This is a genomic window from Paenibacillus tyrphae, from assembly GCF_024158745.1.
GTDB classification, from domain to species: domain Bacteria; phylum Bacillota; class Bacilli; order Paenibacillales; family NBRC-103111; genus Paenibacillus_G; species Paenibacillus_G tyrfis_A.
Genome location: NZ_JAMZAW010000022.1, coordinates 1 through 19,861, shown reverse-complemented (window position 1 = coordinate 19,861; position 19,861 = coordinate 1). Strand labels below are relative to the sequence as shown.

General features: G+C 55.3%; 16 protein-coding genes and 1 pseudogene. 15 read left to right on the top strand and 2 right to left on the bottom strand.

Annotated elements, in window-relative coordinates:
• The first annotated feature begins 176 nt into the window (after positions 1–176).
• Genes NI000_RS27350 through NI000_RS27340 form a run of 3 tightly spaced genes read left to right on the top strand, consistent with a single transcriptional unit; the run spans position 177 to position 3,625 of the window.
• A complete protein-coding gene (locus NI000_RS27350; protein WP_309247941.1) occupies positions 177–1,646 on the top strand; it encodes an aminotransferase class I/II-fold pyridoxal phosphate-dependent enzyme in 1,470 nt (489 codons plus the stop codon).
• 20 nt (positions 1,647–1,666) lie between these two features.
• Positions 1,667–2,884, top strand: coding sequence for a cysteine desulfurase (locus NI000_RS27345; protein WP_253414539.1), 1,218 nt, complete (start codon positions 1,667–1,669; stop codon positions 2,882–2,884).
• A gap of 45 nt (positions 2,885–2,929) precedes the next feature.
• Positions 2,930–3,625, top strand: a complete 696-nt coding sequence (locus NI000_RS27340) for a YggS family pyridoxal phosphate-dependent enzyme (RefSeq protein WP_253414538.1) — start codon at positions 2,930–2,932, stop codon at positions 3,623–3,625.
• Between the two features lie 86 nt (positions 3,626–3,711).
• Here NI000_RS27340 and NI000_RS27335 read toward each other — a convergent pair whose 3' ends face one another.
• Positions 3,712–5,454: a sigma-54 interaction domain-containing protein gene (locus tag NI000_RS27335; RefSeq protein ID WP_253414537.1), complete on the bottom strand. Its 1,743-nt coding sequence runs from the start codon at positions 5,452–5,454 to the stop codon at positions 3,712–3,714.
• A gap of 619 nt (positions 5,455–6,073) precedes the next feature.
• Here NI000_RS27335 and NI000_RS27330 point away from each other — a divergent pair.
• The 9 genes from NI000_RS27330 (at position 6,074) to NI000_RS27290 (ending at position 16,545) form a co-directional block, all read left to right on the top strand.
• Complete coding sequence (locus tag NI000_RS27330; protein WP_253414536.1) at positions 6,074–7,240, top strand: branched-chain amino acid ABC transporter substrate-binding protein; 1,167 nt, start codon at positions 6,074–6,076, stop codon at positions 7,238–7,240.
• Positions 7,241–7,312: 72 nt separating this feature from the next.
• Entirely contained in the window at positions 7,313–8,227 is a 915-nt protein-coding gene (locus NI000_RS27325) for a branched-chain amino acid ABC transporter permease (RefSeq protein ID WP_253414535.1), read from the top strand.
• Between the two features lie 3 nt (positions 8,228–8,230).
• Positions 8,231–9,235 carry a branched-chain amino acid ABC transporter permease gene (locus NI000_RS27320; RefSeq protein WP_253414534.1) on the top strand — a complete coding sequence of 335 codons (1,005 nt, stop codon included), beginning with the start codon at positions 8,231–8,233 and terminating at the stop codon, positions 9,233–9,235.
• A 19-nt stretch (positions 9,236–9,254) separates the two neighbouring features.
• Positions 9,255–10,034, top strand: coding sequence for an ABC transporter ATP-binding protein (locus tag NI000_RS27315; protein WP_253414533.1), 780 nt, complete (start codon positions 9,255–9,257; stop codon positions 10,032–10,034).
• On the top strand, positions 10,031–10,753 hold the full coding sequence (locus tag NI000_RS27310; RefSeq protein WP_253414532.1) for an ABC transporter ATP-binding protein: 723 nt from the start codon (positions 10,031–10,033) through the stop codon (positions 10,751–10,753). The genes NI000_RS27315 and NI000_RS27310 overlap by 4 nt, the downstream gene beginning before the upstream one ends.
• Positions 10,753–11,691, top strand: coding sequence for a DMT family transporter (locus tag NI000_RS27305; protein ID WP_253414531.1), 939 nt, complete (start codon positions 10,753–10,755; stop codon positions 11,689–11,691). The genes NI000_RS27310 and NI000_RS27305 overlap by 1 nt, the downstream gene beginning before the upstream one ends.
• A gap of 133 nt (positions 11,692–11,824) precedes the next feature.
• The gene (locus NI000_RS27300) at positions 11,825–12,739 is read left to right on the top strand and encodes a proline dehydrogenase family protein (protein WP_253414530.1); all 915 of its coding nucleotides are present in this window, start codon (positions 11,825–11,827) and stop codon (positions 12,737–12,739) included.
• Between the two features lie 33 nt (positions 12,740–12,772).
• Positions 12,773–14,341 carry an L-glutamate gamma-semialdehyde dehydrogenase gene (pruA, locus tag NI000_RS27295; protein ID WP_253414529.1) on the top strand — a complete coding sequence of 523 codons (1,569 nt, stop codon included), beginning with the start codon at positions 12,773–12,775 and terminating at the stop codon, positions 14,339–14,341.
• A 686-nt stretch (positions 14,342–15,027) separates the two neighbouring features.
• Positions 15,028–16,545 (top strand): LysM peptidoglycan-binding domain-containing protein, encoded by a 1,518-nt coding sequence (locus tag NI000_RS27290; RefSeq protein ID WP_253414528.1) that lies wholly within the window; start codon positions 15,028–15,030, stop codon positions 16,543–16,545.
• Between the two features lie 85 nt (positions 16,546–16,630).
• On the opposite strand, the gene NI000_RS27285 is transcribed toward NI000_RS27290, so the two are convergent.
• The gene (locus NI000_RS27285; RefSeq protein ID WP_253414527.1) at positions 16,631–17,449 is read right to left on the bottom strand and encodes a glycerophosphodiester phosphodiesterase; all 819 of its coding nucleotides are present in this window, start codon (positions 17,447–17,449) and stop codon (positions 16,631–16,633) included.
• 357 nt (positions 17,450–17,806) lie between these two features.
• On the opposite strand from NI000_RS27285, the gene NI000_RS27280 reads away from it, so the two are divergent.
• The 3 genes and pseudogenes from NI000_RS27280 to NI000_RS37325 form a co-directional block, all read left to right on the top strand.
• Positions 17,807–18,319, top strand: coding sequence for a metal-dependent hydrolase (locus NI000_RS27280; RefSeq protein ID WP_253414526.1), 513 nt, complete (start codon positions 17,807–17,809; stop codon positions 18,317–18,319).
• Positions 18,320–18,438: 119 nt separating this feature from the next.
• Positions 18,439–19,242: an archaetidylserine decarboxylase gene (asd, locus tag NI000_RS27275; protein ID WP_253414525.1), complete on the top strand. Its 804-nt coding sequence runs from the start codon at positions 18,439–18,441 to the stop codon at positions 19,240–19,242.
• Between the two features lie 469 nt (positions 19,243–19,711).
• Positions 19,712–19,861 (top strand): annotated as a pseudogene (locus tag NI000_RS37325) (IS5/IS1182 family transposase); the annotation flags it as partial.

Sequence of the window (19,861 nt, the reverse complement as noted above, 5' to 3'; positions counted from 1 at the left end):
GATCGTAAGGTCAAACGACGCCCGGACGGCAAGGCTGCTGCGGTACACAAAGAGGGTTAAATGATAGGTTCAAGCTATGATTATGATACAAATAATTGAATTGAACGATAGATTTGGCAGGCTTATACTGGACTCCGTAAGTATACATCCAGAGAGAAAGAAAGGGAATCTGCATGATCGACCATCAGCGCACGCCGCTATTTTCCGCCTTGCTGGAGCATGCGCAAAGGCAGCCGCACCAATTTCATATCCCCGGGCACAAAAAAGGGGAGGGGATGGAAAGCGGCTTTAAATCGTTTATCGGCGACAACGCCTTGTCCATCGATCTGATCAACATTGCGCCGCTGGACGATTTGCACCAGCCGACGGGTGTCATCGGGGAAGCGCAGCGTTTGGCGGCGCTTGCCTTCGGGGCGGAGTATACGCTGTTCTCGGTGCAGGGAACCAGCGGCGCCATTATGACCATGATCATGACCGTCTGCGGACCGGGGGACAAAATCATCGTACCGCGCAATCTGCATAAGTCGATTTTGTCCGCCATTATTTTTTCCGGGGCCAAGCCGGTGTTCGTGTCCCCGGAGCGGGACAAGAAGCTGGGGATCGACCACGGGATTTCCGTCCGCTCGGTGAAAAAGGCGATCGAGATGCATCCGGACGCCAAAGCGGTGCTCGTCATCAATCCGACCTATTTCGGCGTCTGCACGAATCTGCAGGCGATGGTCGAGACGGCCCACCGCTACCGCATTCCGGTGCTGGTGGACGAAGCGCACGGAGCGCTGCTCCATTTTCACGACAAGCTGCCCATGTCGGCAATGCAGGCGGGAGCCGATATGGCGGCGACCAGCATGCACAAGCTGGGCGGCTCGCTGACGCAGAGCTCCCTGCTGCATGTGCGGGAAGGACTCGTCTCGGTCAAGCGGGCGCAGACGCTCTTCAGCATGCTGACCACGACGTCGACCTCGTACATCCTGCTCGCATCGCTTGATGCCGCCCGTAAAAATCTCGCCACACACGGGAGGGAAATGGCCGAACGGACCATTCGGCTGGCCCAGGAGGCTAGGCTGAGGATTAACGAGATTCCCGGGCTGTTCTGCTTCGGCCAAGAGATTTTGTGGACGGAGACGGCATACGATTTCGACCCGACCAAGCTGACGATCCATGTGCGGGGGCTCGGCATGACCGGGTACGAAGCGGAAAACCGGCTGCGGGACCGGCATAATCTGGAGGTGGAGCTAAGCGACCTGTACAACATCCTGTGCCTGATTACCCCGGCGGACACGGAGGAATCGATTGCCGTGCTGCTGCGGTCGCTGGAGGAGCTTGCCAAGGAGCGGGGCAGCGGCCGCCAAGCGGCGGAGCGCGACATCCGTCTGCCGGATATCCCCCAGCTCTCGTTAACGCCGCGGGATGCGTTCTACGGGGATACGGAGAAAATTCCGTTTCGGGAATCGGCCGGCCGCATCATCGCGGAATCGATCTACGTTTACCCGCCGGGCATCCCGATTCTGCTTCCCGGGGAAGTGATCGGCGAGCGGCATATCGCTTATATCGCCGACCATCTGGAGGTCGGGCTTCCGGTGAAGGGACCGGAGGATTTGACGCTGCGCGAGGTCAAGGTCATCGTCGAAGCGAACGCGATTTTTTAAAGAAAAAGGAGGGGAGCCGGATGAACGTTTCGGCCTTGCGCGAATGGTTTCCAATATTGAAGCAGCAGGTGAACGGGTATCCGCTGACGTATCTGGACAGCGCGGCTTCGGCGCAGAAGCCGGTTCAAGTCATCGAAGCGCTGAAGCGCTTCTACGAATGGGACAACGCGAACGTGCATCGCGGGGTACACACCCTCGGCTCTCGGGCGACCGAGGCGTACGAGGGGGCGCGCGCCAAGGTTGCGCGTTTTGTGAATGCCGCCTCGGAGGCAGAGATCGTCTTTACCCGCGGGACGACGGCGAGCATTAATCTGGTCGCCGCCGGTTACGCGAGGGCGATATGCAGGGAAGGGGACGAGATCGTCCTTACCCCGATGGAGCATCACGCCAATCTCATCCCGTGGCAGCAGGCGGCCAAGGCGACAGGGGCGATATTGAACTATATTCCGCTGCAGGAGGACGGCACTCTCTCGCTTGAGGACGTGGCAAGAACGGTTACCTCAAGAACGAAAATCGTCGCTGTCTCTCATATCTCCAACGTGCTCGGCGCCGTCAATCCGGTCAAGGGGATCGCCGAGATTGCGCACCGGCGCGGGGCGAAGCTGCTCGTCGACGGAGCGCAGGCGGTCGCTCACAGGAAAGTGGACGTGCAGGAGCTGGATTGCGACTTCTATGCGTTCTCCGGGCATAAGATGTGCGGTCCGACCGGCATCGGCGTACTGTACGGGAAACGGGCGCTGCTGTCGGCGATGGAGCCGGTCGAATTCGGCGGCGAAATGATCGGTCATGTCGATCTGCGGGAAGCGACGTGGAAGGAGGCGCCGTGTAAGTTCGAAGCGGGCACGCCGATCATTGCCGGAGCGGTCGGCCTGGGCGCGGCGATCGAGGTCTTGGAGCAAATCGGCATGGATGCGATCGAGAAGCACGATCTGGAGCTGACCGCTTATGCCGTCGCCCGGATGAAGCGGATCGAAGGCCTGACCATCTATGGCCCGACGACGGGGCGCATCGGGATGGTGACCTTTAATCTGGACGGCATCCACCCGCACGACTTGGCGACAGCGCTGGATGCGTACGGGGTGGCCGTACGGGCGGGGCATCATTGCTGCCAGCCGCTGATGAGACGGCTCGGGGCGCAAGCAACCGCCAGGGCGAGCTTTTTTGCCTACAATACGGAAGAGGAAGTCGACCGGCTGGCGGAAGGGCTGTACCGGGCCAAGGCGTATTTCGCGGATTAGCGGTGCATTCGGTCGATGGAATCCAAGAAGAAGGAGGGGCGGGCGATGGACACCATATCATCTAATTTAGCCGCGGTCGAACGCCGCATTCAGGCTGCATGCCTTCTCGCCGGGCGGCGCCGGGAGGATGTCGGGATCGTCGCCGTTACGAAATATGGGGCCGCCGATTTGACGTCGAAGATGCTGCAGCTCGGGATGGCGCACATCGGCGAAAACCGCTGGCAGCACGCGCAGCCGAAGTGGGAGGCGCTGGGAGGCCGAGGCATCTGGCATTTTATTGGCCATCTGCAGACAAACAAAGTGAAGGACGTCGTCGGCAAGTTCGCGTATATCCATTCGTTGGACCGGATGTCGCTGGCGACGGAAATGCAGCGAAAAGCGGACGCCTTAGGCGAACCGGTCCGCTGCTTCATTCAAGTGAACGTGTCCGGGGAGGAGAGCAAATACGGCCTGCCGCCGGAGGAGCTTGTTCCGTTCGCGCGGCAGGTGTCCAGCCTGGACGCCGTGCAGGTGGTCGGCTTGATGACGATGGCTCCGCTGGACCGGGATGCCGAAGCGGCCCGGCCCGTATTCCGCGGACTGCGGCAGCTTCGCGACGAGCTGAACGAGGCGGGGGCGCTTGGATACGAAATCCGGCACCTGTCGATGGGCATGTCCGGCGATTTTGAAGTCGCGATTGAAGAAGGCGCTACCTGGCTCAGGCTCGGCTCTGTCCTGTGCAAGCAGGAAGGTCAAGCCTGACGCAAAAACGGCAAAAGCGGCACCCCGCAGGGCGGCATCGTCATGCCCTCGGAGTTGCCGCGTTTATTTTTCAGCCGACGGCCGGGTTATCCCAAATGAAGCTCCTTCATTTTGTTGTACAGGGTTCCCCGGGAAATGCCCAGCAGCTTGGCTGCGGCGCTCTTGTTGCCGAGCGTCTTGGCCAAGGCGTCTTCGATTAACGATTTTTCCTCTTCCTCGGTATTCCGCGTTTTCAATATTCGCAATTGCTGGTCGGGCTGCTCCGCCTTGGGCTTGTCCAGCTGCGGCTGCTCCTTTTGCAAATGCGGAGGGAGATTGGTCATCGTAATGCGTTCGTTTTCGCTGAGAATCAGGCATCGCTCCACGACGCTCATCAGCTCGTTAATATTACCGGGCCAATCGTAATTGTAGAACGCAAGCATGACCTCGGGATCAAGCTGCGGAACCGGCTTTTGATACTGCAGCGCAAATTGTCTGACGAACGTTTGAACCAGCGAAGGGATGTCTTCCTTTCGTTCGCGAAGCGCAGGCAGCGCGATGGAAATGACGTTCAGCGCGTAATATAGATCGGACCGGAACAGCTGCTTTTCGACCATCTTCTGGAGATCCTGATCGGTCGCCGCGATGATGCGGGCATGTACCGGAGTGGGCACGGTTCCTCCTGTCCGGACGACCGTTTGCGTCTGAATATACTGCGACAGCTTCGCTTGAATGTCGGGCGGCAGCCGGTCGATCTCGTTCAGGAACAGCGTGCCTTGATCGGCCAGTTCCAATTTCCCGGCGCTGCCGGTCTGATTTCCCGAGAAAGCGCCCCCCTGAAAGCCGAAAAGCTCCGTTTCCAGCAATCCGGCCGGAACGGAACCGCAATGCAGCGTAATAAACGGCTTGTCGGCCCGCGGGCTGGCTTGATGGATCACTTGGGCGAGCTGTTCCTTGCCCACCCCGGCTTCCCCGATGACCAGCAAAGGATTTTCGGCCCCGGCCACTTTTCGCGCCAACCGGATCGCATTGCCGATGAGCTCGCCTTTGCCCTTGATGAAGGAAAAGGGGTCCTCTTGGCTCGCCTGTTCGTCGAAGCGCGCCATATGAGTCGAAGAAAGCTCGTCGTTCAGACGGACCAATTGGGTGATGTCCTGCTCCGTGGCAATCCCGCCGATAATATGGCCGTTATAATCCACAACGGGAGAAGCGTTAACGAGCACGTGATTGCCGGGACGCGGTCGGTGATACGTATTGCGGATCATCCGGCCTTCGTCCAGCATCCGGAGCACCATAAGCGCTTCCGGCTTGAAATGCTCGCCGATGCGTCTCCCCAATATATCCTTCTTAGCGATGCCGTACGTCTCTTCGGCGACGGTATTCCAGCAGATTACCGTGCCGGTTTGGTCGACGACCGTGACCGCATCGGTTACCGTTTCGGCCAGCGTGAAGAAGTAAGAGGCAAGCCGCTCCCGTTCTTTATAAACGAAGGTCAGCAGCTCGGCCATATAGCTGTAGCCGACTACGGTTCCGTCCGCTTCCCGGAAGACGACAGGCCGCTGGGTCGCGGCAGGCAGCCGCATGAAGCTTTCATAGTTCCCGGCGGCAGCCTCCGAATAGGGGAGAACGGATGATAGCAGATTCGGGCTTCCGGGCAATTCGTCGATCGTGTTCTCGTGCCCGTGCTCGAAAAGCCAGAGGTCCCCGGCGGTAAACAAGTAAGCGCCGTTATTCTTCAGGATGCAGACGGCGGCGTCCTGACGCAGGCGTGTCGAAATTTCGCCGATTGTCGAATGAAGAGGAAGCATATGCAGTTGTCGATGAATAGGTAATTGTTCAGCATTGAACATAGGCGGCCTCGCATGAGTTTTATAATTAAATTTAACATGAAAAACAACCGGTTACAACTAAAGGCAAGCGGTCTTTTGGATTATTTTTCATGGTTAATATGTTCATTTTTGAACATAAAAACAAGCGTCGAAACTTTTTTTGTCAAAAGTATGTACAAAAGGACAACGCGTGTGTATAATCGGCTGTGTAAACAAATTTAACACTGCAAAGGGGCGAAAATAACACATTTTGTGGAACGATGTCTTTTCACAAACAAAAGGTCAAGTTTTTGTAAACGGTTCACATCTTTAACCCATCGGCTTAGGCTCCTCATGCCGTCCGAATGACGGCGGCGATCCAACAAGATTAGTTAAACGTCCATTCATCAGATTCGAAACTCCATGCGCGTAAGAAATCATTACACTCCGTCTATTGAATATGCTGCTGTCAACTGTCCATTCATGGTTATTGCCCCATTGTTGATTTATCCGCTTCGTTCGCGGCGCGAATTGTCGCGAAACGAACACGACCGACCTGACGAAGTATACGGTAAATAAAAAGAAAAGCGTATTCGTTGCAAAAGGTTTGGTGAAAGCGGTTACTTCATAAAGATAAAATCTCGGGAGGTCGTCTAAAACGATGAAAAAACAAACTTCAATTGGAATTGCAACCGTTATCTTGGGAATGTTAGCGCTTACGGCATGCGGAGGGAATCCTGACGCAGCGAAGTCTGCGACGGGTTCGACGGAAGGGTCGGCCTCGGGCAAGGAAATTAAAATCGGGATGATGTTCGCGTTAAGCGGCAACGAGGCCAAAATGGGCCAAGACATGAAACAGGCTGCGGAATTGGCGGCCAACGAGATCAACGCCGCCGGCGGGATTAACGGCAGCAAAATCAAGCTTGTCGCCCAGGACGACGCTTGCGATCCGCAGACCGCTACGGCTGCCGCCAACAAACTCGTATCCGAAGGCGTAACCGCCGTCGTCGGCGGCTATTGCTCCGGCGCCGCGATCCCGGCCACCGGCGTGTTCCATCAAAACGGCATTCCGACGGTCATTACGGCGGCCAACTCGCAAAAAATCGCCGATCAGAAATTTCCGGAAATTTTCATGATCAACGGCACCGGGGTGCACCAGGCGCAAATGGCGACGGAGTATATGGTCAACCAAAAACAAGCGAAAAAAATTGCGATTATTCACGATAACTCCGCTTTCGCCAAAGACTTGGCGGAAGTGACGAAGAAGCAGGTGGAGAGCGCGGGCGCGAAAGTCGTCGTATTCGACGCCGTGAACCCGGACGAAACGGACTTCTCCTCGCTGGTATCCAAGCTGAAGCAAGCACAGCCCGACGCGACATACTGGACGGCGTACTACAAGGGCGGAGGCCTGTTCATCAAGCAGTTCAAGCAGCAAGGCGTTTCCGGCATCATCGGAGTCGGCGACGGAGCGAACGACAAGATGCTGATCGACATTGCCGGTAAATCTGCGGCTGAAGGCACGTTCATCACCAACAGTCCGACGGCGGAATTCCTGCCGGATGCCAAGAAGTTCATCGATGATTATAAAGGCAAGTTCTCCCAGGAGCCGGGTCCGTACTCCGCTCTGCAATACGACGGAATCAAGGTGATGGCCGATGCCATCAAGCGGGCGGGCTCTACGGACAAAAAGGCGATTACCGAAGCATTGGCCAAATCCGATGTAAAAACGCTCACCGGACAAGTTTCCTTCACTCCGCAGGGCACGTTGACGAAGTCAAACTTTGTCGTACTGCAAGTCAAAGAAGGCACATTTGCTCCTTCGAAGTAAGCTTGAACCTTGAACTTCAACGCGCGGCATGTGAAGATCGTGCCGCGTATCTTTTCAAAAAGGAGCGGTCCGATGGAATTTCATCTTACCACCGACATTTTTGTGCAGCAGTTGATTAACGCTTTGATCGTAGGTTCCTTTTATGCCTTAATCGCGCTTGGTTATTCGATGGTATACGGCATCATCAAACTGCTTAATTTTGCGCATGGCGATTTGTTTATGGTCGGCGCTTTCGTCGGCTACACGGTATTGGCCAAGCTGACCGGTACGGGGGAAAGCTTGCTGGGGATGGGATTGGCTTTTTTGATTGCCATGATCGTCACCGGATTTTTGGGGATGGGAATCGAACGGATCGCCTACAGGCCGCTGCTGAAGGCTCCCCGTTTATCGATATTGATTACCGCGGTCGGCATGTCGCTGGTGCTTGAAAATACGATTATGGCGGCTTATGGCGCCAAGCCGTATATCATGCCCGTGACGCTGCCGACGACCGGGTTCTCGCTGCTCGGCGCGAAAATTACGTATGCCCAGATCGGAATCATCGCCGTCTCGGCGATATTAATGGTTGCTTTGCAGCTGTTCGTCCACCGGACGATTTACGGCAAGGCGATGCGGGCGATTGCGATCGATCAGACGGCCAGCAGCCTGGTCGGCATCAACGTGACGAAAGTGATTTCGTTGACGTTCTTCGTCGGCTCCTTCCTGGCCGCTGCCGCCGGCATGATGAATGCGAGTTATTACGGCAGCCTTACGTTTACGATGGGCTTTATTTTTGGCATGAAGGCCTTTACGGCGGCCGTCATCGGCGGAATCGGCAACATTCGCGGGGCGATGCTCGGCGGCTTGATGCTGGGCGTGCTGGAGACGGTAGGCACGTACCAATTCGGCGGCGAATGGAAAGATGTCTTTGCATTCTTTATTCTCATCGCCCTGCTGGTTGTCAAACCGACAGGCATTTTAGGCCAAAAAGTGACGGAGAGGATGTAGCGTATGGAAAATGCGACGAAGCAAACCGTTGTTTTAAATCGTCCGAAGCTCAATGCCAAATCCTCAGCGCTCGCGGCGCTGATGGTGCTGGCGGCATTTTTCCCTTTCTTCGCCGGACCTTATTGGCTGGACGTCGGCTTTCTCGCCGTGTTCTATATCGTTCTGGGGCTCGGACTGAATGTCGTTGTCGGCTACGCCGGGCTGCTCGACCTCGGGTATTCCGCGTTTTTTGCGGTCGGCGCCTATACGACGGGCATTTTCATGACGCAGTTTCACATGAATTTTTTCCTGGCCCTTGCGCTTAGCGGGATATTCGCCGCCGTGGCCGGCCTCATTATCGGGGCTCCGACCCTCCGGCTGCGCAGCGACTACTTGGCGATCGTCACGCTGGGCTTCGGCGAAATTGTGAAAATATCGGCCAAAAATCTCGAATTTACCGGCGGGGCCTCCGGGATCTACGGCATCCTGAGTCCGTTTCCCGCCCCGACGACCTTTATGGGCATTACGATCAACAACCTGACGTACTGCTATTGGGCGATATTGATTTTGGCGGTCATTGCGATCGTGGCTTCCAAGCGGCTCGGGCAATCGAGAATCGGGCGCTCTTGGGCATACATCCGGGAGGATGAGGACGCGGCGGAAGCGATGGGCATTAACCGGGTGCGCAGCAAGCTGGCCGCTTATTCGGTAGGAGCTTTTTTCGGCGGACTGGCCGGTGCGGTGTTTGCGGTCAAAATGACGGCAATTGCGCCCGAAAGCTTCAACTTCATGCAGTCGGTCATGATTTTGCTGGCCGTGATCCTGGGCGGTCTGGGCCGGATTTCCGGCGTCGTGATCGGCGCGATCATCGTCATCGTGCTTCCCGAGTCGCTTCGGGATCTGAATAAGCTCATTCATTTGGATGTGGATATCGACCGTTACCGTTTCCTTGTCTTCGGGGTCGCGCTGGTGATCCTGATGATTTTCCGCCCGCAAGGACTCGTTCCCGAGAGCCGGGGTAAAGAATAAGCAATCCGAGGTGAGTTAAATGGCGAACATGCGAATTTCCAATTTGCATCTCCAATTCGGCGGATTGACGGCCGTCAACAATCTGAGCTTTGACATTCCGGACAATGCCGTGATGAGCGTCATCGGGCCGAACGGGGCCGGGAAAACGTCTTTGTTCAACATGATTACGGGCTTTTACCGGCCGACGCGCGGCGAAATTTTATTCGACGGCGTGAATATCGTCGGGAAGAAGCCGAGCCAGATTACGTCGATGGGCATGGCGCGCACCTTTCAGAACCTGCGCGTATTTCCGAACCTGACCGTGCTGGAGAACGTGATGGCCGGTATGCACTCCAGAACGAAGCAAGGGCTGGTGGGAGCGCTGTTGCGCACGCCCGGTCACCGCAAGGAGGAAGCCTGGATTCGGCAGGTGGCCGAGGAGTGCATCCGTTTTGTCGGGATTGAAGCGTACACCGACCGGCTTGCCAAGAACCTGCCTTACGGCGCCCAGCGTTATCTGGAAATTGCGCGCGCCTTGGCGATCCAGCCGAAAATTCTTTTTCTGGACGAGCCGGCGGCAGGCTTCAACTTTAGCGAAAAGCAGGATCTGATCGGGCTGATCGGACGAATCCGCGAAGCTTACCGCATTCCCGTCGTCTTGATCGAGCACGATATGGGGCTGATTAACAAAGTTTCCGATCACATTATGGTGCTGAATTACGGGCAAAAACTGGCGGAAGGCACGCCGCAGGACGTGCTGAACGATCCCCGGGTGATCGAAGCGTATCTGGGCAAAGAAGAGGAGGATGAGGCGGGATGAGCACCATTCTCGATGTGAAGCGCATAGAAACCTTTTACGGCAAAATTCAGGCGGTCCGCGGTGTCGATTTTACGGTGAAGCAGGGTGAAATCGTCGCGCTGCTCGGGGCCAACGGTGCCGGCAAAAGCACAATTCTGAAGACGATATCCGGGCTGATCCGTCCGGCTCAAGGCAGCGTTGCTTTTATGGGCGAAGACCTGACGAAAAAAGAACCTCATGCGATCGTAGAAATGGGCGTCGTGCACGTGCCGGAGGGGCGCAGGGTGTTCGGCGGTCTCACAGTGACGGAAAACCTGGAGCTCGGATTTTTCATCAAGAAAAGGGACAAGGCGAAGCTGGCGCAAAATTTGGACATGGTCTTTCAAATGTTCCCCCGGCTGGCCGAGCGCCGCAAGCAAATGGCGGGAACGTTAAGCGGCGGGGAGCAGCAGATGCTGGCCATCGGCCGGGCTCTCATGTCGGAGCCTAAGCTGCTGATGCTCGACGAGCCTTCCATGGGGCTTGCCCCGATCATCGTCATCGACATTATGAAGATCATCAAACAGATCAACCAACAGCGAGGCACGACGATTTTGCTGGTCGAGCAGAATGCGAAGGCGGCGCTCAAATTGGCGCATCGCGGCTATGTGCTGGAAACGGGCTCCATTACGATGGAAGACAGCGCCGCCAACCTGCTTGCGGACGATAACGTGGTCAAGGCTTACCTTGGGGTTCATTGATGGCTCCTTCTTTAGAAGAATCGCTGTCACAACCGGCCGTAACGACGAAACGCGGCGGCCTGCCCGTATCGCCGTATGCCTTGCTGTTTGTCGGGGTATTCTCCGTGGCGTTATCTTCCATCTTTATTAAGTGGTCGTCAGCTCCGGCCTCGATCATGGGCATGTACCGACTTTTGTTCACGATTGTGCTGCTGCTTCCGTTCAGGCCGTGGAAGCAAACGGGAGCCGGCCGGTTTTCCTGGAGCTTTAAGGGCAGCTTGCTGCTGGTGGTGTCCGGCTTGTTTCTTGGCCTGCACTTTCTTTTCTGGATGGAGTCGCTAAAGCATACTTCCGTTGCCAGCTCCATGATATTGTTGACGCTGCAGCCCGTTTTTATTATGATCGGCTCCTTCTTCTTATTTAAAGAGCGGACTTCCGCTCAAGGCGTCGCCAGCTTGATCGTCGCACTGGTCGGGTCGGTGCTGATCGGCTGGGGGGATATCGGCTTCTCCGGGCAAGCTCTCTACGGCGATATGCTGTCGATTGCGGGAGCGCTTAGTTACTCGCTCTATTTGATGGCGGGGCAAAAGCTGATGAAACAAATTCCGTCCATGCTGTACAGCCTGTTTGTTTTTATCATTGCCGCATTGCTGTTGTTTGTGTTTAATGTGTTCAATCATTATACACTTACCGATTATACGCTGACGGACTGGGGCATTTTTGTGCTGCTGGCGCTGATCCCTACCGTGATGGGACAGATGCTGTTCAATTGGCTTTTGGCCTATGTGAGTGCGACAACGGTGTCCATGGCGGTCATCGGTGAACCGGTATTGGCGATCATTTTGGCGTATCTGTTATTGAACGAACAGCCTACCTGGCTTCAGGCGGCCGGCGGGCTTTTAACCATGCTCGGCGTAGGGATTTATTTTCGAATTAAGCCTAAGAGTGTTCAAAAATAGACAATATAATTAAAAACAAACAAAATTATTGTTAAATGTGTGTACAACATCGTCTTTTGATTGTATAGTGTAAATACAGATAACGCTTTCATATGACAACAATGTATGGTTCAGAAGGAGGATTCGGGTGTCCATGGAAGTGCTCATGCGGAATATGTTTCAGGCGATAGGAAAGAGTCGCTCCGCGAATCAGTTGGCGAAAAAGTACGGCTTGCGCTTCGGCGCGTCTCGCTTCGTCGCAGGCGAAACGATCAAGCAGTCGATTGAGGTGGTCCGTAAACTGAATCAGTCGGGCCGGGTCGTCACGTTGGACCATTTGGGCGAATTTATTTCCAGCGAGGCCGAGGCCATGGAATCGACCGAAATGTGTCTGCGAACCTTGGACGCGATCGCGGAATCCGGCGTTCACTCCAACCTTTCCCTGAAGATGACTTCGCTCGGGTTGGATATCGACAAAGGACTGTGCACGAACAACATGCGCAGAATTTTGGACAGAGCCCGGGAATATGGTAATTTCGTGCGGATCGATATGGAGGATTACGCCCACTGTCAAGTGTCGCTCGATATTTACCGCGAGCTTCGTCAGACCTACGACAACGTCGGCATTGTCATTCAGGCGTACTTGTTCCGCACGGAGCAGGATATCAAGGATTTGAACGAGCTGCGGGCGAATCTGCGCCTGGTGAAGGGAGCCTATAAGGAGTCTCCGAAGGTGGCCTTCCCGGAAAAGAAAGATGTCGACGAGAACTACAAGAAGATCATCAAGATGCACCTGCTGAACGGAAACTATACGGCGGTCGCCAGCCATGACGAGAACATGATCGAGTTTACCAAGCAAATTGTTAAAGAGCACGGCATCCCGAACGACCGCTTCGAGTTCCAGATGCTTTACGGGATTTGTGAAGAACTGCAAAACCGTTTGGTCGCAGAAGGCTACAAGGTGCGTGTCTACGTTCCGTACGGCATCGATTGGTTCGGTTACTTCATGCGGCGGTTGGCGGAACGTCCGGCGAATGTATGGTTTGTGCTGAAAAATATGTTTAAATAATCCATTCTTATGAATTGAGAGGGGACTAATCCAATGAATACATTGATGAATGTAAGCCCGTTTGTAAATGAGCCCTTTACGGATTTCAGCACGGAAGAGAACAAGAAAGCGATGGAAGCCGCAATCGCCAAGGTCAAGGCCGAGCTTGGCCGGGATTACCCGCTGCATATCGGCAGCAAAAAAGTGATGACCGATGCGCGCATCGTATCGATTAACCCGGGAGACAAGGATCAAGTGATCGGCCGCGTCAGCAAAGCCGACCAGGCCTTGGCCGAAGAGGCGATGCAGACTGCTTTGCAGGCGTTCGAATCGTGGAAACGAGTTCCGGCTGCGGAGCGCGCGAACTATTTGTTTAAAGCGGCGGAGCTGATGCGTCAGCGCAAGCACGAGTTTTCCGCGCTGATGATTCTGGAATCCGGCAAAAACTATGCGGAAGCCGATGCGGATACCGCGGAAGCGATCGACTTCATCGAGTTTTATGCCCGGGAAATGCTGCGCCTGAGCCGCATCAACGAAACCCAGCCTCTGACGAAAATCGCGGGCGAGACAAACAACCTGACGTACATTCCGCTTGGCGTCGGTGTCGTAATTCCTCCGTGGAACTTCCCGCTGGCGATTTGCGTAGGCATGACGACGGCCGCCGTCGTATCCGGCAACACCGTTCTGCTCAAGCCTGCGTCAACGACGCCGGTCATCGCTCATAAATTCGTGGCGTTGATGGAAGAAGTGGGGCTGCCTGCCGGCGTCATTAACTATATTCCGGGCAGCGGCGCGGAAGTGGGAGATTATTTGACGACGCATCCGAAAACGCGCTTCGTCAGCTTCACCGGCTCCAAGGAAATCGGGCTGCGCATCAACCGTTTGGCGGCGGAGACAGCTCCGGGACAAATCTGGATCAAGCGCGTCATTGCGGAGATGGGCGGAAAAGACGGAATTGTCGTCGACGAAACGGCCGATCTTCAAGCGGCGGCCCAATCTATTGTCGCTTCGGCCTTCGGCTTCCAAGGCCAGAAATGCTCCGCCGGCTCGCGCGCGTTTATCGTCGAGTCCGTTTACGACGAAGTGGTCGAGAAAGTCGTCGAATTGACGAAAGCCCTGCAAGTCGGGCTGCCGGAAACCAATGCGCCGGTAGGACCGGTCATCGATCAAGGCTCCTACGATAAAATTTTGAATTACATCGAGATCGGCAAGACGGAAGGCAAGCTGCTTGCCGGCGGCGGCAAGGCGGAAGGCAACGGCTATTATATCGAGCCGACGGTATTTGCCGACGTGGACGGCAAAGCGCGGATTATGCAAGAGGAGATTTTCGGACCGGTGCTCGCCATCGGCAAAGCGAAGGACTGGAAAGAAGCGATTGCGATGTACAACGACACCGAATTCGGCTTGACGGGCGCATTCTTCTCCTCGGACGAAGAGCGGATTGAGGAAGCGCTGGAAACGATGCACTGCGGCAATCTGTACATCAACCGCAAGTGTACCGGCGCCTTGGTCGGCGTGCATCCGTTCGGCGGGTTCAACATGTCCGGCACGGATTCCAAAGCGGGCGGCTACGATTATTTGCTGCTGTTTACGCAAGCTAAGTTAACTTCCCGGAAAAACTAATCGCCTGCCGACGAATGTAAGCGAGCAGGAAGCATATTGCATTGCGCGGTAAACGAAGCCCGGTACCTTTGAGGTGCCGGGCTGAGCTTGTTGAGAAAGTGGTCAAACGGGATTATAGAGGTTACGAGGGGGGGGGGGGTATCCACTTCCGACCGCTCTTGTCTTCGGGAAATTTGATTGGAAGCCGCTTAGTAGCGGACATTTCCCGAAGACAAAGGCGGCCGCTATCGCTTCTCCAGTGGATACCCCACCTCCGTATGTTTCTCTATTTTTGTAAAAGCCCACTCTCTCAATACTTTGAGCCCGATACCATAATGCCGGGCTTTTTTACTAATTGACGCGGCCACCGCTCGTAAACCGGCGGGAAAAAGCAATCAGGCCGCCGTGATGTCGGCAGCCTGATTCGTCCCGGAGAGCTATTTTTTCCCTCTTACCTGGAGCCGGCCCTTGATGCGTCTTTGTGTTGACGGATTCCCCAGAGGGTAAACAAAATTCCGGGGGAACCCGAAGACATTGTCGATACGGTTGAACTGCTGGTCAGCGACAAGTCCCAATGGATCACCGGCTAGACGCTGCGCGTCAACGGCGGATTTATTTAACCATTCAAAAAAATTATGCGCACCGATCGTATTGCGTCCCTTGGCTGAATACGAATAGTAGTAACATGCTTCGCAAAGGAGAAGACCATGATTACATATATCGTTCAGCGGGGGGATTCCCTCTATTCGATTGCCCAAAGGTTCGGGGTTACGGTAGACGCGGTGATGGAAGCGAACGGGTTAACCTCGAATATCATTTATGTGGGGCAGACGTTGACCATTCCGGTTTCCGGGCAAAGGACTTACACGGTGAAGGCCGGCGATTCGCTCTATTTGATCGCTCAGAGGTTCGGGACGACGTACCAAGCGATCATGATTCTGAACGGATTGACGTCAACGGCTTTGCAGGTCGGACAAAGGCTGCGTATTCCCGTCTATACGGAGGCCATTGTCAACGTGAATACGGTGAATATCCGCAAATATCCGGGAACGACCTCGCCGCTCATCGACCAGATGGACCGGGGAGCCAGGCTGCCGGTGACGGGAATCGAAGGCGACTGGGTGCAGGTGCGGCTGTACGACGGACGGATTGGCTGGGTACTCCGGGACCTCGTCCGGGTCGTTCCTCACGGCGGGGAACGCCCGGTGCAGCAGGTACTGGGCTTTTACACGGAAAGGGAAGGACCGACGCTTCCCAGCTCGCATCAAGTGTTTGTGGAGCATACCGCGCAGTTGTCCGCCGTGGGCATGTTTCATTTTCGCATCAACCGGGCCAGTCCGACGGAAATTGAGAAATTTCCGGCAACGTTCACCGACGCCTACATGCGGCAGGTCGTGGATTACGGACATCGCCATAATGTGAAAATGCTGCCGACGGTACATAATTTGTTGTACGAAAGAGGGCATCAGGAGGTCAACAAGGAAGTCATCCACGGGATGCTGGCGACACCGGATACGCGCAAGGCGTTCATCTCGAACGTGATCGCGCTGATCCAGCGTTACAACTTCGACGGGGTCAACATTGACTTCGAGGATGTCCGTTACGATGACAGGGAGCGCCTTTCGGCCTTCTACCGGGAGCTCGGCAAAGCTTTGCACGATCACGGGTATTTTTATTCCGTCGATACGCCTTCGCGCACCTCAGACGAACCGACGAACCCGTTCTCCGCGCCGTTCAACTATTCCGTGCTGGGCCAGGCGGTCGACGAGCTCGTGTTAATGCTGTACAACGAGCATGGCTGGCCGGGAAGCGGTCCGGGGCCTGTCGTCTCGATCGGCTGGATGGAAAGCGTGGTCAAATATGCGTTAACGAAAATGCCCGCCTCCAAAATTACGGCTGCCGTATCGGTGTTCGGCTTCGATTTCAATTTGACGACGGGGCGCAACACGTATGCGACCTATTCCATGGCGATGAATTTAGCGAAAAAATATAACAAAGAAGTCATCTTCGACGAGAAAACGCAGACGCCGATGTTCGCTTATACGGATGAGTCCGGCAATAAGCACGAGGTTTGGTTTGAAAATGCGGCCAGCATCCGGTCGAAAATGCAGCTTGCCCATCGTCTGGGCATCCAGGGCCTCGCTTTGTGGAGACTCGGTATGGAGGATCCCGGCATCTGGACGATGCTGGAGAACGAATTCGTCATTCGCAAGAGCGTGACATAACCACGTCGGAAGCCTAAGAACAAAACAAACCCGCCTTCGGGTCCGGACGGACTGCGGTAAGGCGGGTTTTGACGTTTTCCGGGAGTCAGGACTTGGCGCGGCGTTGGCGCAGAAGCTCGACCAACTGTGCGGGCTCGTTCGTGATGATGCTGTCGACGCCAAGCTTCAGCATGCGGTTCATCGTCTTTTTGTCGTTGACGGTCCAGACGAACACTTGCTTGCGATGCTGCGCGGCGAGACGCATAAACTCTTCGTCGACCAAAGGATAAGCGGCGCTGAGCACTTCGTAGTTACGGTCCGTAAAGAGCGCTTCGCGGTTTGCGGATTTCTGGCCTACGATCAAGCCGGTTCGGATGCTTGCATTGAGCTGCTTTACTTTGCGTAAAAGCGCTGGATCGAACGACGTTACCGTACAGTCGGCCGTGAATTTGCGGCGCTCGATAATGTTGACGGTTTCCTCGGCCAGCCGTTTTTGATGACCGTTATTTTTAAGCTCGATGTTGAGCTTGATTTTGCCTTGGGCGATCTCGATGATGTCTTCCAATGTCGGGACGCGTTCTTGGCGAAATTGCGGGTGAAACCAATCCCCGGCGCTCGCTTGGCGCAGCTCGCCGTACGGGATTTCCCACATGGGCTTGTTGATTCCGGTTGTCCGTTTGGCGCTGTCGTCGTGCATCAGCACGATCACCCCGTCCGCCGTCTCCTGAACGTCAAGCTCGGCATAGCCTGCGCCGTCCTTGATCGCTTGGCGAATTGAGCTCGCCGTGTTCTCGGGCGCGGCATGCGAGCTGCCGCGGTGCGCGGTAACGAGGCCGCTGTTGTCCGCGCGCGTAGCAGGCGTCGAGCCTGCGGCGGTAAAGTTGACGGCGAATACAACGGCGAGCACCAGCATGAATTTTTGCATAAAGCAGCCTCCTGATGAAATAGTGCACGGGACAGCACGAAGCTCCAAGTTGGGCATTGTTGCGTGTCCTCTATCATAGACGATTCAAATTCGACAAATTCCTCATGTCCGGGCAAAAAAAGATTAGCATATTTCGGTTAGATAAAAATTAGCTTGTCCCGGCGTTTTGGACCGCATGCGCTAACGGTTTCTTAACAATTGCGAAAGGAAGGCGCGGGAGGAACAGAAAAACGGGTCTGCCAGCGAACGGATTTGTATCCGGTTGTGAGAGATGTAGAAATGCGATCATATGTTTGGTATAATGGGAAAGCTCTTGACCGGGCCGCGACAACACAGAATAACGAGGAGGATCTAAGAATGCTGCAAAAAACGCACAGCGTCGCCGGTTTGCTGGCCGCGGAAGGGGTGCTGCTGCACTTCCAAGTGCCGCTTCTGTCCTGGGACACCGCCGCTGCGCTTCTGCTTGGCTGCTTGGCAGGGCCTTTGGCCGATATCGACAAACCGGGATCGACGATGGCAAAAGTATTTTTTCCGCTGTCCTTCGTGCTGCGGCTCATGGACGTCCGGCACCGGACGCTGACGCACTCCGTCTTGTTCCTGTGCGGCATTGCCGCGCTGCTGCTGCCGCTTCCGGAACCGCTGTTCTGGAGCCTTCTGCTTGCTTACGCGTCCCATGCTTTCATCGATTTGTTCAACGAGCAGGGAGTCGAGCTGCTGTGGCCGATCAAGCTCAAATTCCGGCTGCTGCCGAAATTTATGGCGATCGAAACGGGTTCGTTCATGGAAACCGGATTCCGCTACATCCTGACGCTGCTCTGCATTGCGCTGCCGGTCCGCTACTATTGGGATACCGTCTCCGGGCTGTTTTGAATCATCCATTCGTTCATTCGGCAAGCCTATCGTAACGATAGGAAATTCGTCATTGATGCAGCCGCCCGCCGCCTTTATAATTCGTCTCGTTCGCGTATTTATTATAATGAAGGCTGGCGATGAACAAAGTGAATCGGCAATTATTTCGTTTGCTAACCGAGCTGTCGTCACACAAATGGCTGTCCGAGCGAATCGGTTCGTTCACCAGGTCGAAAGCTAGCCGCCGGCTCATCCGGCGCTTTGCGAAAACGTACGGCATCCGGGTCGAGGAAGCCGAACGTCCGCTGGATGCTTACGAGTCGTTGAACGACTTTTTTATTCGTCGGTTAAAAGCCGGGCTGCGGCCCGTCGATCCCGACGCCGCTTCGTTGGTTAGCCCCGTGGACGGAACCGTCACCGGTATCGGTTCGATGAACGACAAGCTGCGTTTTATCGTCAAGGGTCAAGAATACGGCTTGGACGAGCTGCTCCATGATTTGACCACGAAGGACCGGTACCGCAGCGGTTATTTTATCGTCCTGTACTTGAGCCCGGCCGACTACCATCGCGTCCATTCCCCGGTCGCCGGAGAGGTGACCGCCACGCGCCGCATCCCGGGATCGGTCTATCCGGTTCACGAGCGCAGCCTGCGGCATATGCCCAAGGTATTGAGCCGCAATGAACGGCTGATTACCTGCATCAGGCACCGGTTCGGAATGACGACGGTCGTCAAGGTGGGAGCGATGAACGTCAGCAGCATTCGGTATACGGAGCCGCTGCGCGTCCGGTTGGACCGGGGAGAGGAGTTGGCCTTCTTCGAATTCGGTTCGACGGTTGTACTGCTGATCGAGAAGGAAGCTTTCGCGTTTCGCGACGGTCTGGATGTCGGCAGCAAGGTACGCGTCGGCGAAGCGCTCGGTTATTGGGAGGCGGAAGGCCACTAGTTGGGGAAGGAAGAGTAGGCTGTAAAACGCGCAGAAAAAAAGCCAGGCCCTAAAAAGGGGCCCTTGGAGAGTGTTGAGAAGGTAGGCTTTTACAAAAATAGAGATGCAAACGGAGGTGGGGTATCCACTGGAGAAGCGATAGCGGCCGCCTTTGTCTTCGGGAAATGTCCGCTAACAAGCAGCTTCAATCAAATTTCCCGAGAACCGGGGTCCCCGCAAAGTACTCGGACTGAGCTTCCCTGATTCAACTTCACTTTGCGGGGTGGGGCATCGGTCGGAAGTGGATACCCCACCCCCTCGTAACCTCTATTATCTCAGTTGACCACTTTCTCAACAAGCTGAAGAGGCCGTCCCAAAAGCCATGAAAATGGCTGAGGGACACTTTTTTTTGTATCAAAGAATACAAAAAGAAACCGTTCCTTGTTAAAATGGAGGTACCACCCAACCACTACAAAAGGAGACGGTTTCTTTGTACATTCAATATACCATGGATCAACTTGTTTGCCAATGGACTTAGAAGAAGACATTCCCGAAAATCACCTCGTTCGCGTCGTGAATGCAGCCGTGAATCGGCTTGATGACGCCATCTTCGACGCAGCTTACCCCGGAGGCGGGCGAG

Bases quoted from the DNA above. Each gene is read 5' to 3' on its own strand.
- NI000_RS27345 (WP_253414539.1), top strand. From the start codon at position 1,667: ATGAACGTTTCGGCCTTGCGCGAATGGTTTCCAATATTGAAGCAGCAG.
- NI000_RS27340 (WP_253414538.1), top strand. From the start codon at position 2,930: ATGGACACCATATCATCTAATTTAGCCGCGGTCGAACGCCGCATTCAG.
- NI000_RS27335 (WP_253414537.1), bottom strand. From the start codon at position 5,454: ATGTTCAATGCTGAACAATTACCTATTCATCGACAACTGCATATGCTT.
- NI000_RS27330 (WP_253414536.1), top strand. From the start codon at position 6,074: ATGAAAAAACAAACTTCAATTGGAATTGCAACCGTTATCTTGGGAATG.
- NI000_RS27325 (WP_253414535.1), top strand. From the start codon at position 7,313: ATGGAATTTCATCTTACCACCGACATTTTTGTGCAGCAGTTGATTAAC.
- NI000_RS27320 (WP_253414534.1), top strand. From the start codon at position 8,231: ATGGAAAATGCGACGAAGCAAACCGTTGTTTTAAATCGTCCGAAGCTC.
- NI000_RS27315 (WP_253414533.1), top strand. From the start codon at position 9,255: ATGGCGAACATGCGAATTTCCAATTTGCATCTCCAATTCGGCGGATTG.
- NI000_RS27310 (WP_253414532.1), top strand. From the start codon at position 10,031: ATGAGCACCATTCTCGATGTGAAGCGCATAGAAACCTTTTACGGCAAA.
- NI000_RS27305 (WP_253414531.1), top strand. From the start codon at position 10,753: ATGGCTCCTTCTTTAGAAGAATCGCTGTCACAACCGGCCGTAACGACG.
- NI000_RS27300 (WP_253414530.1), top strand. From the start codon at position 11,825: ATGGAAGTGCTCATGCGGAATATGTTTCAGGCGATAGGAAAGAGTCGC.
- pruA (WP_253414529.1), top strand. From the start codon at position 12,773: ATGAATACATTGATGAATGTAAGCCCGTTTGTAAATGAGCCCTTTACG.
- NI000_RS27290 (WP_253414528.1), top strand. From the start codon at position 15,028: ATGATTACATATATCGTTCAGCGGGGGGATTCCCTCTATTCGATTGCC.
- NI000_RS27285 (WP_253414527.1), bottom strand. From the start codon at position 17,449: ATGCAAAAATTCATGCTGGTGCTCGCCGTTGTATTCGCCGTCAACTTT.
- NI000_RS27280 (WP_253414526.1), top strand. From the start codon at position 17,807: ATGCTGCAAAAAACGCACAGCGTCGCCGGTTTGCTGGCCGCGGAAGGG.
- asd (WP_253414525.1), top strand. From the start codon at position 18,439: ATGAACAAAGTGAATCGGCAATTATTTCGTTTGCTAACCGAGCTGTCG.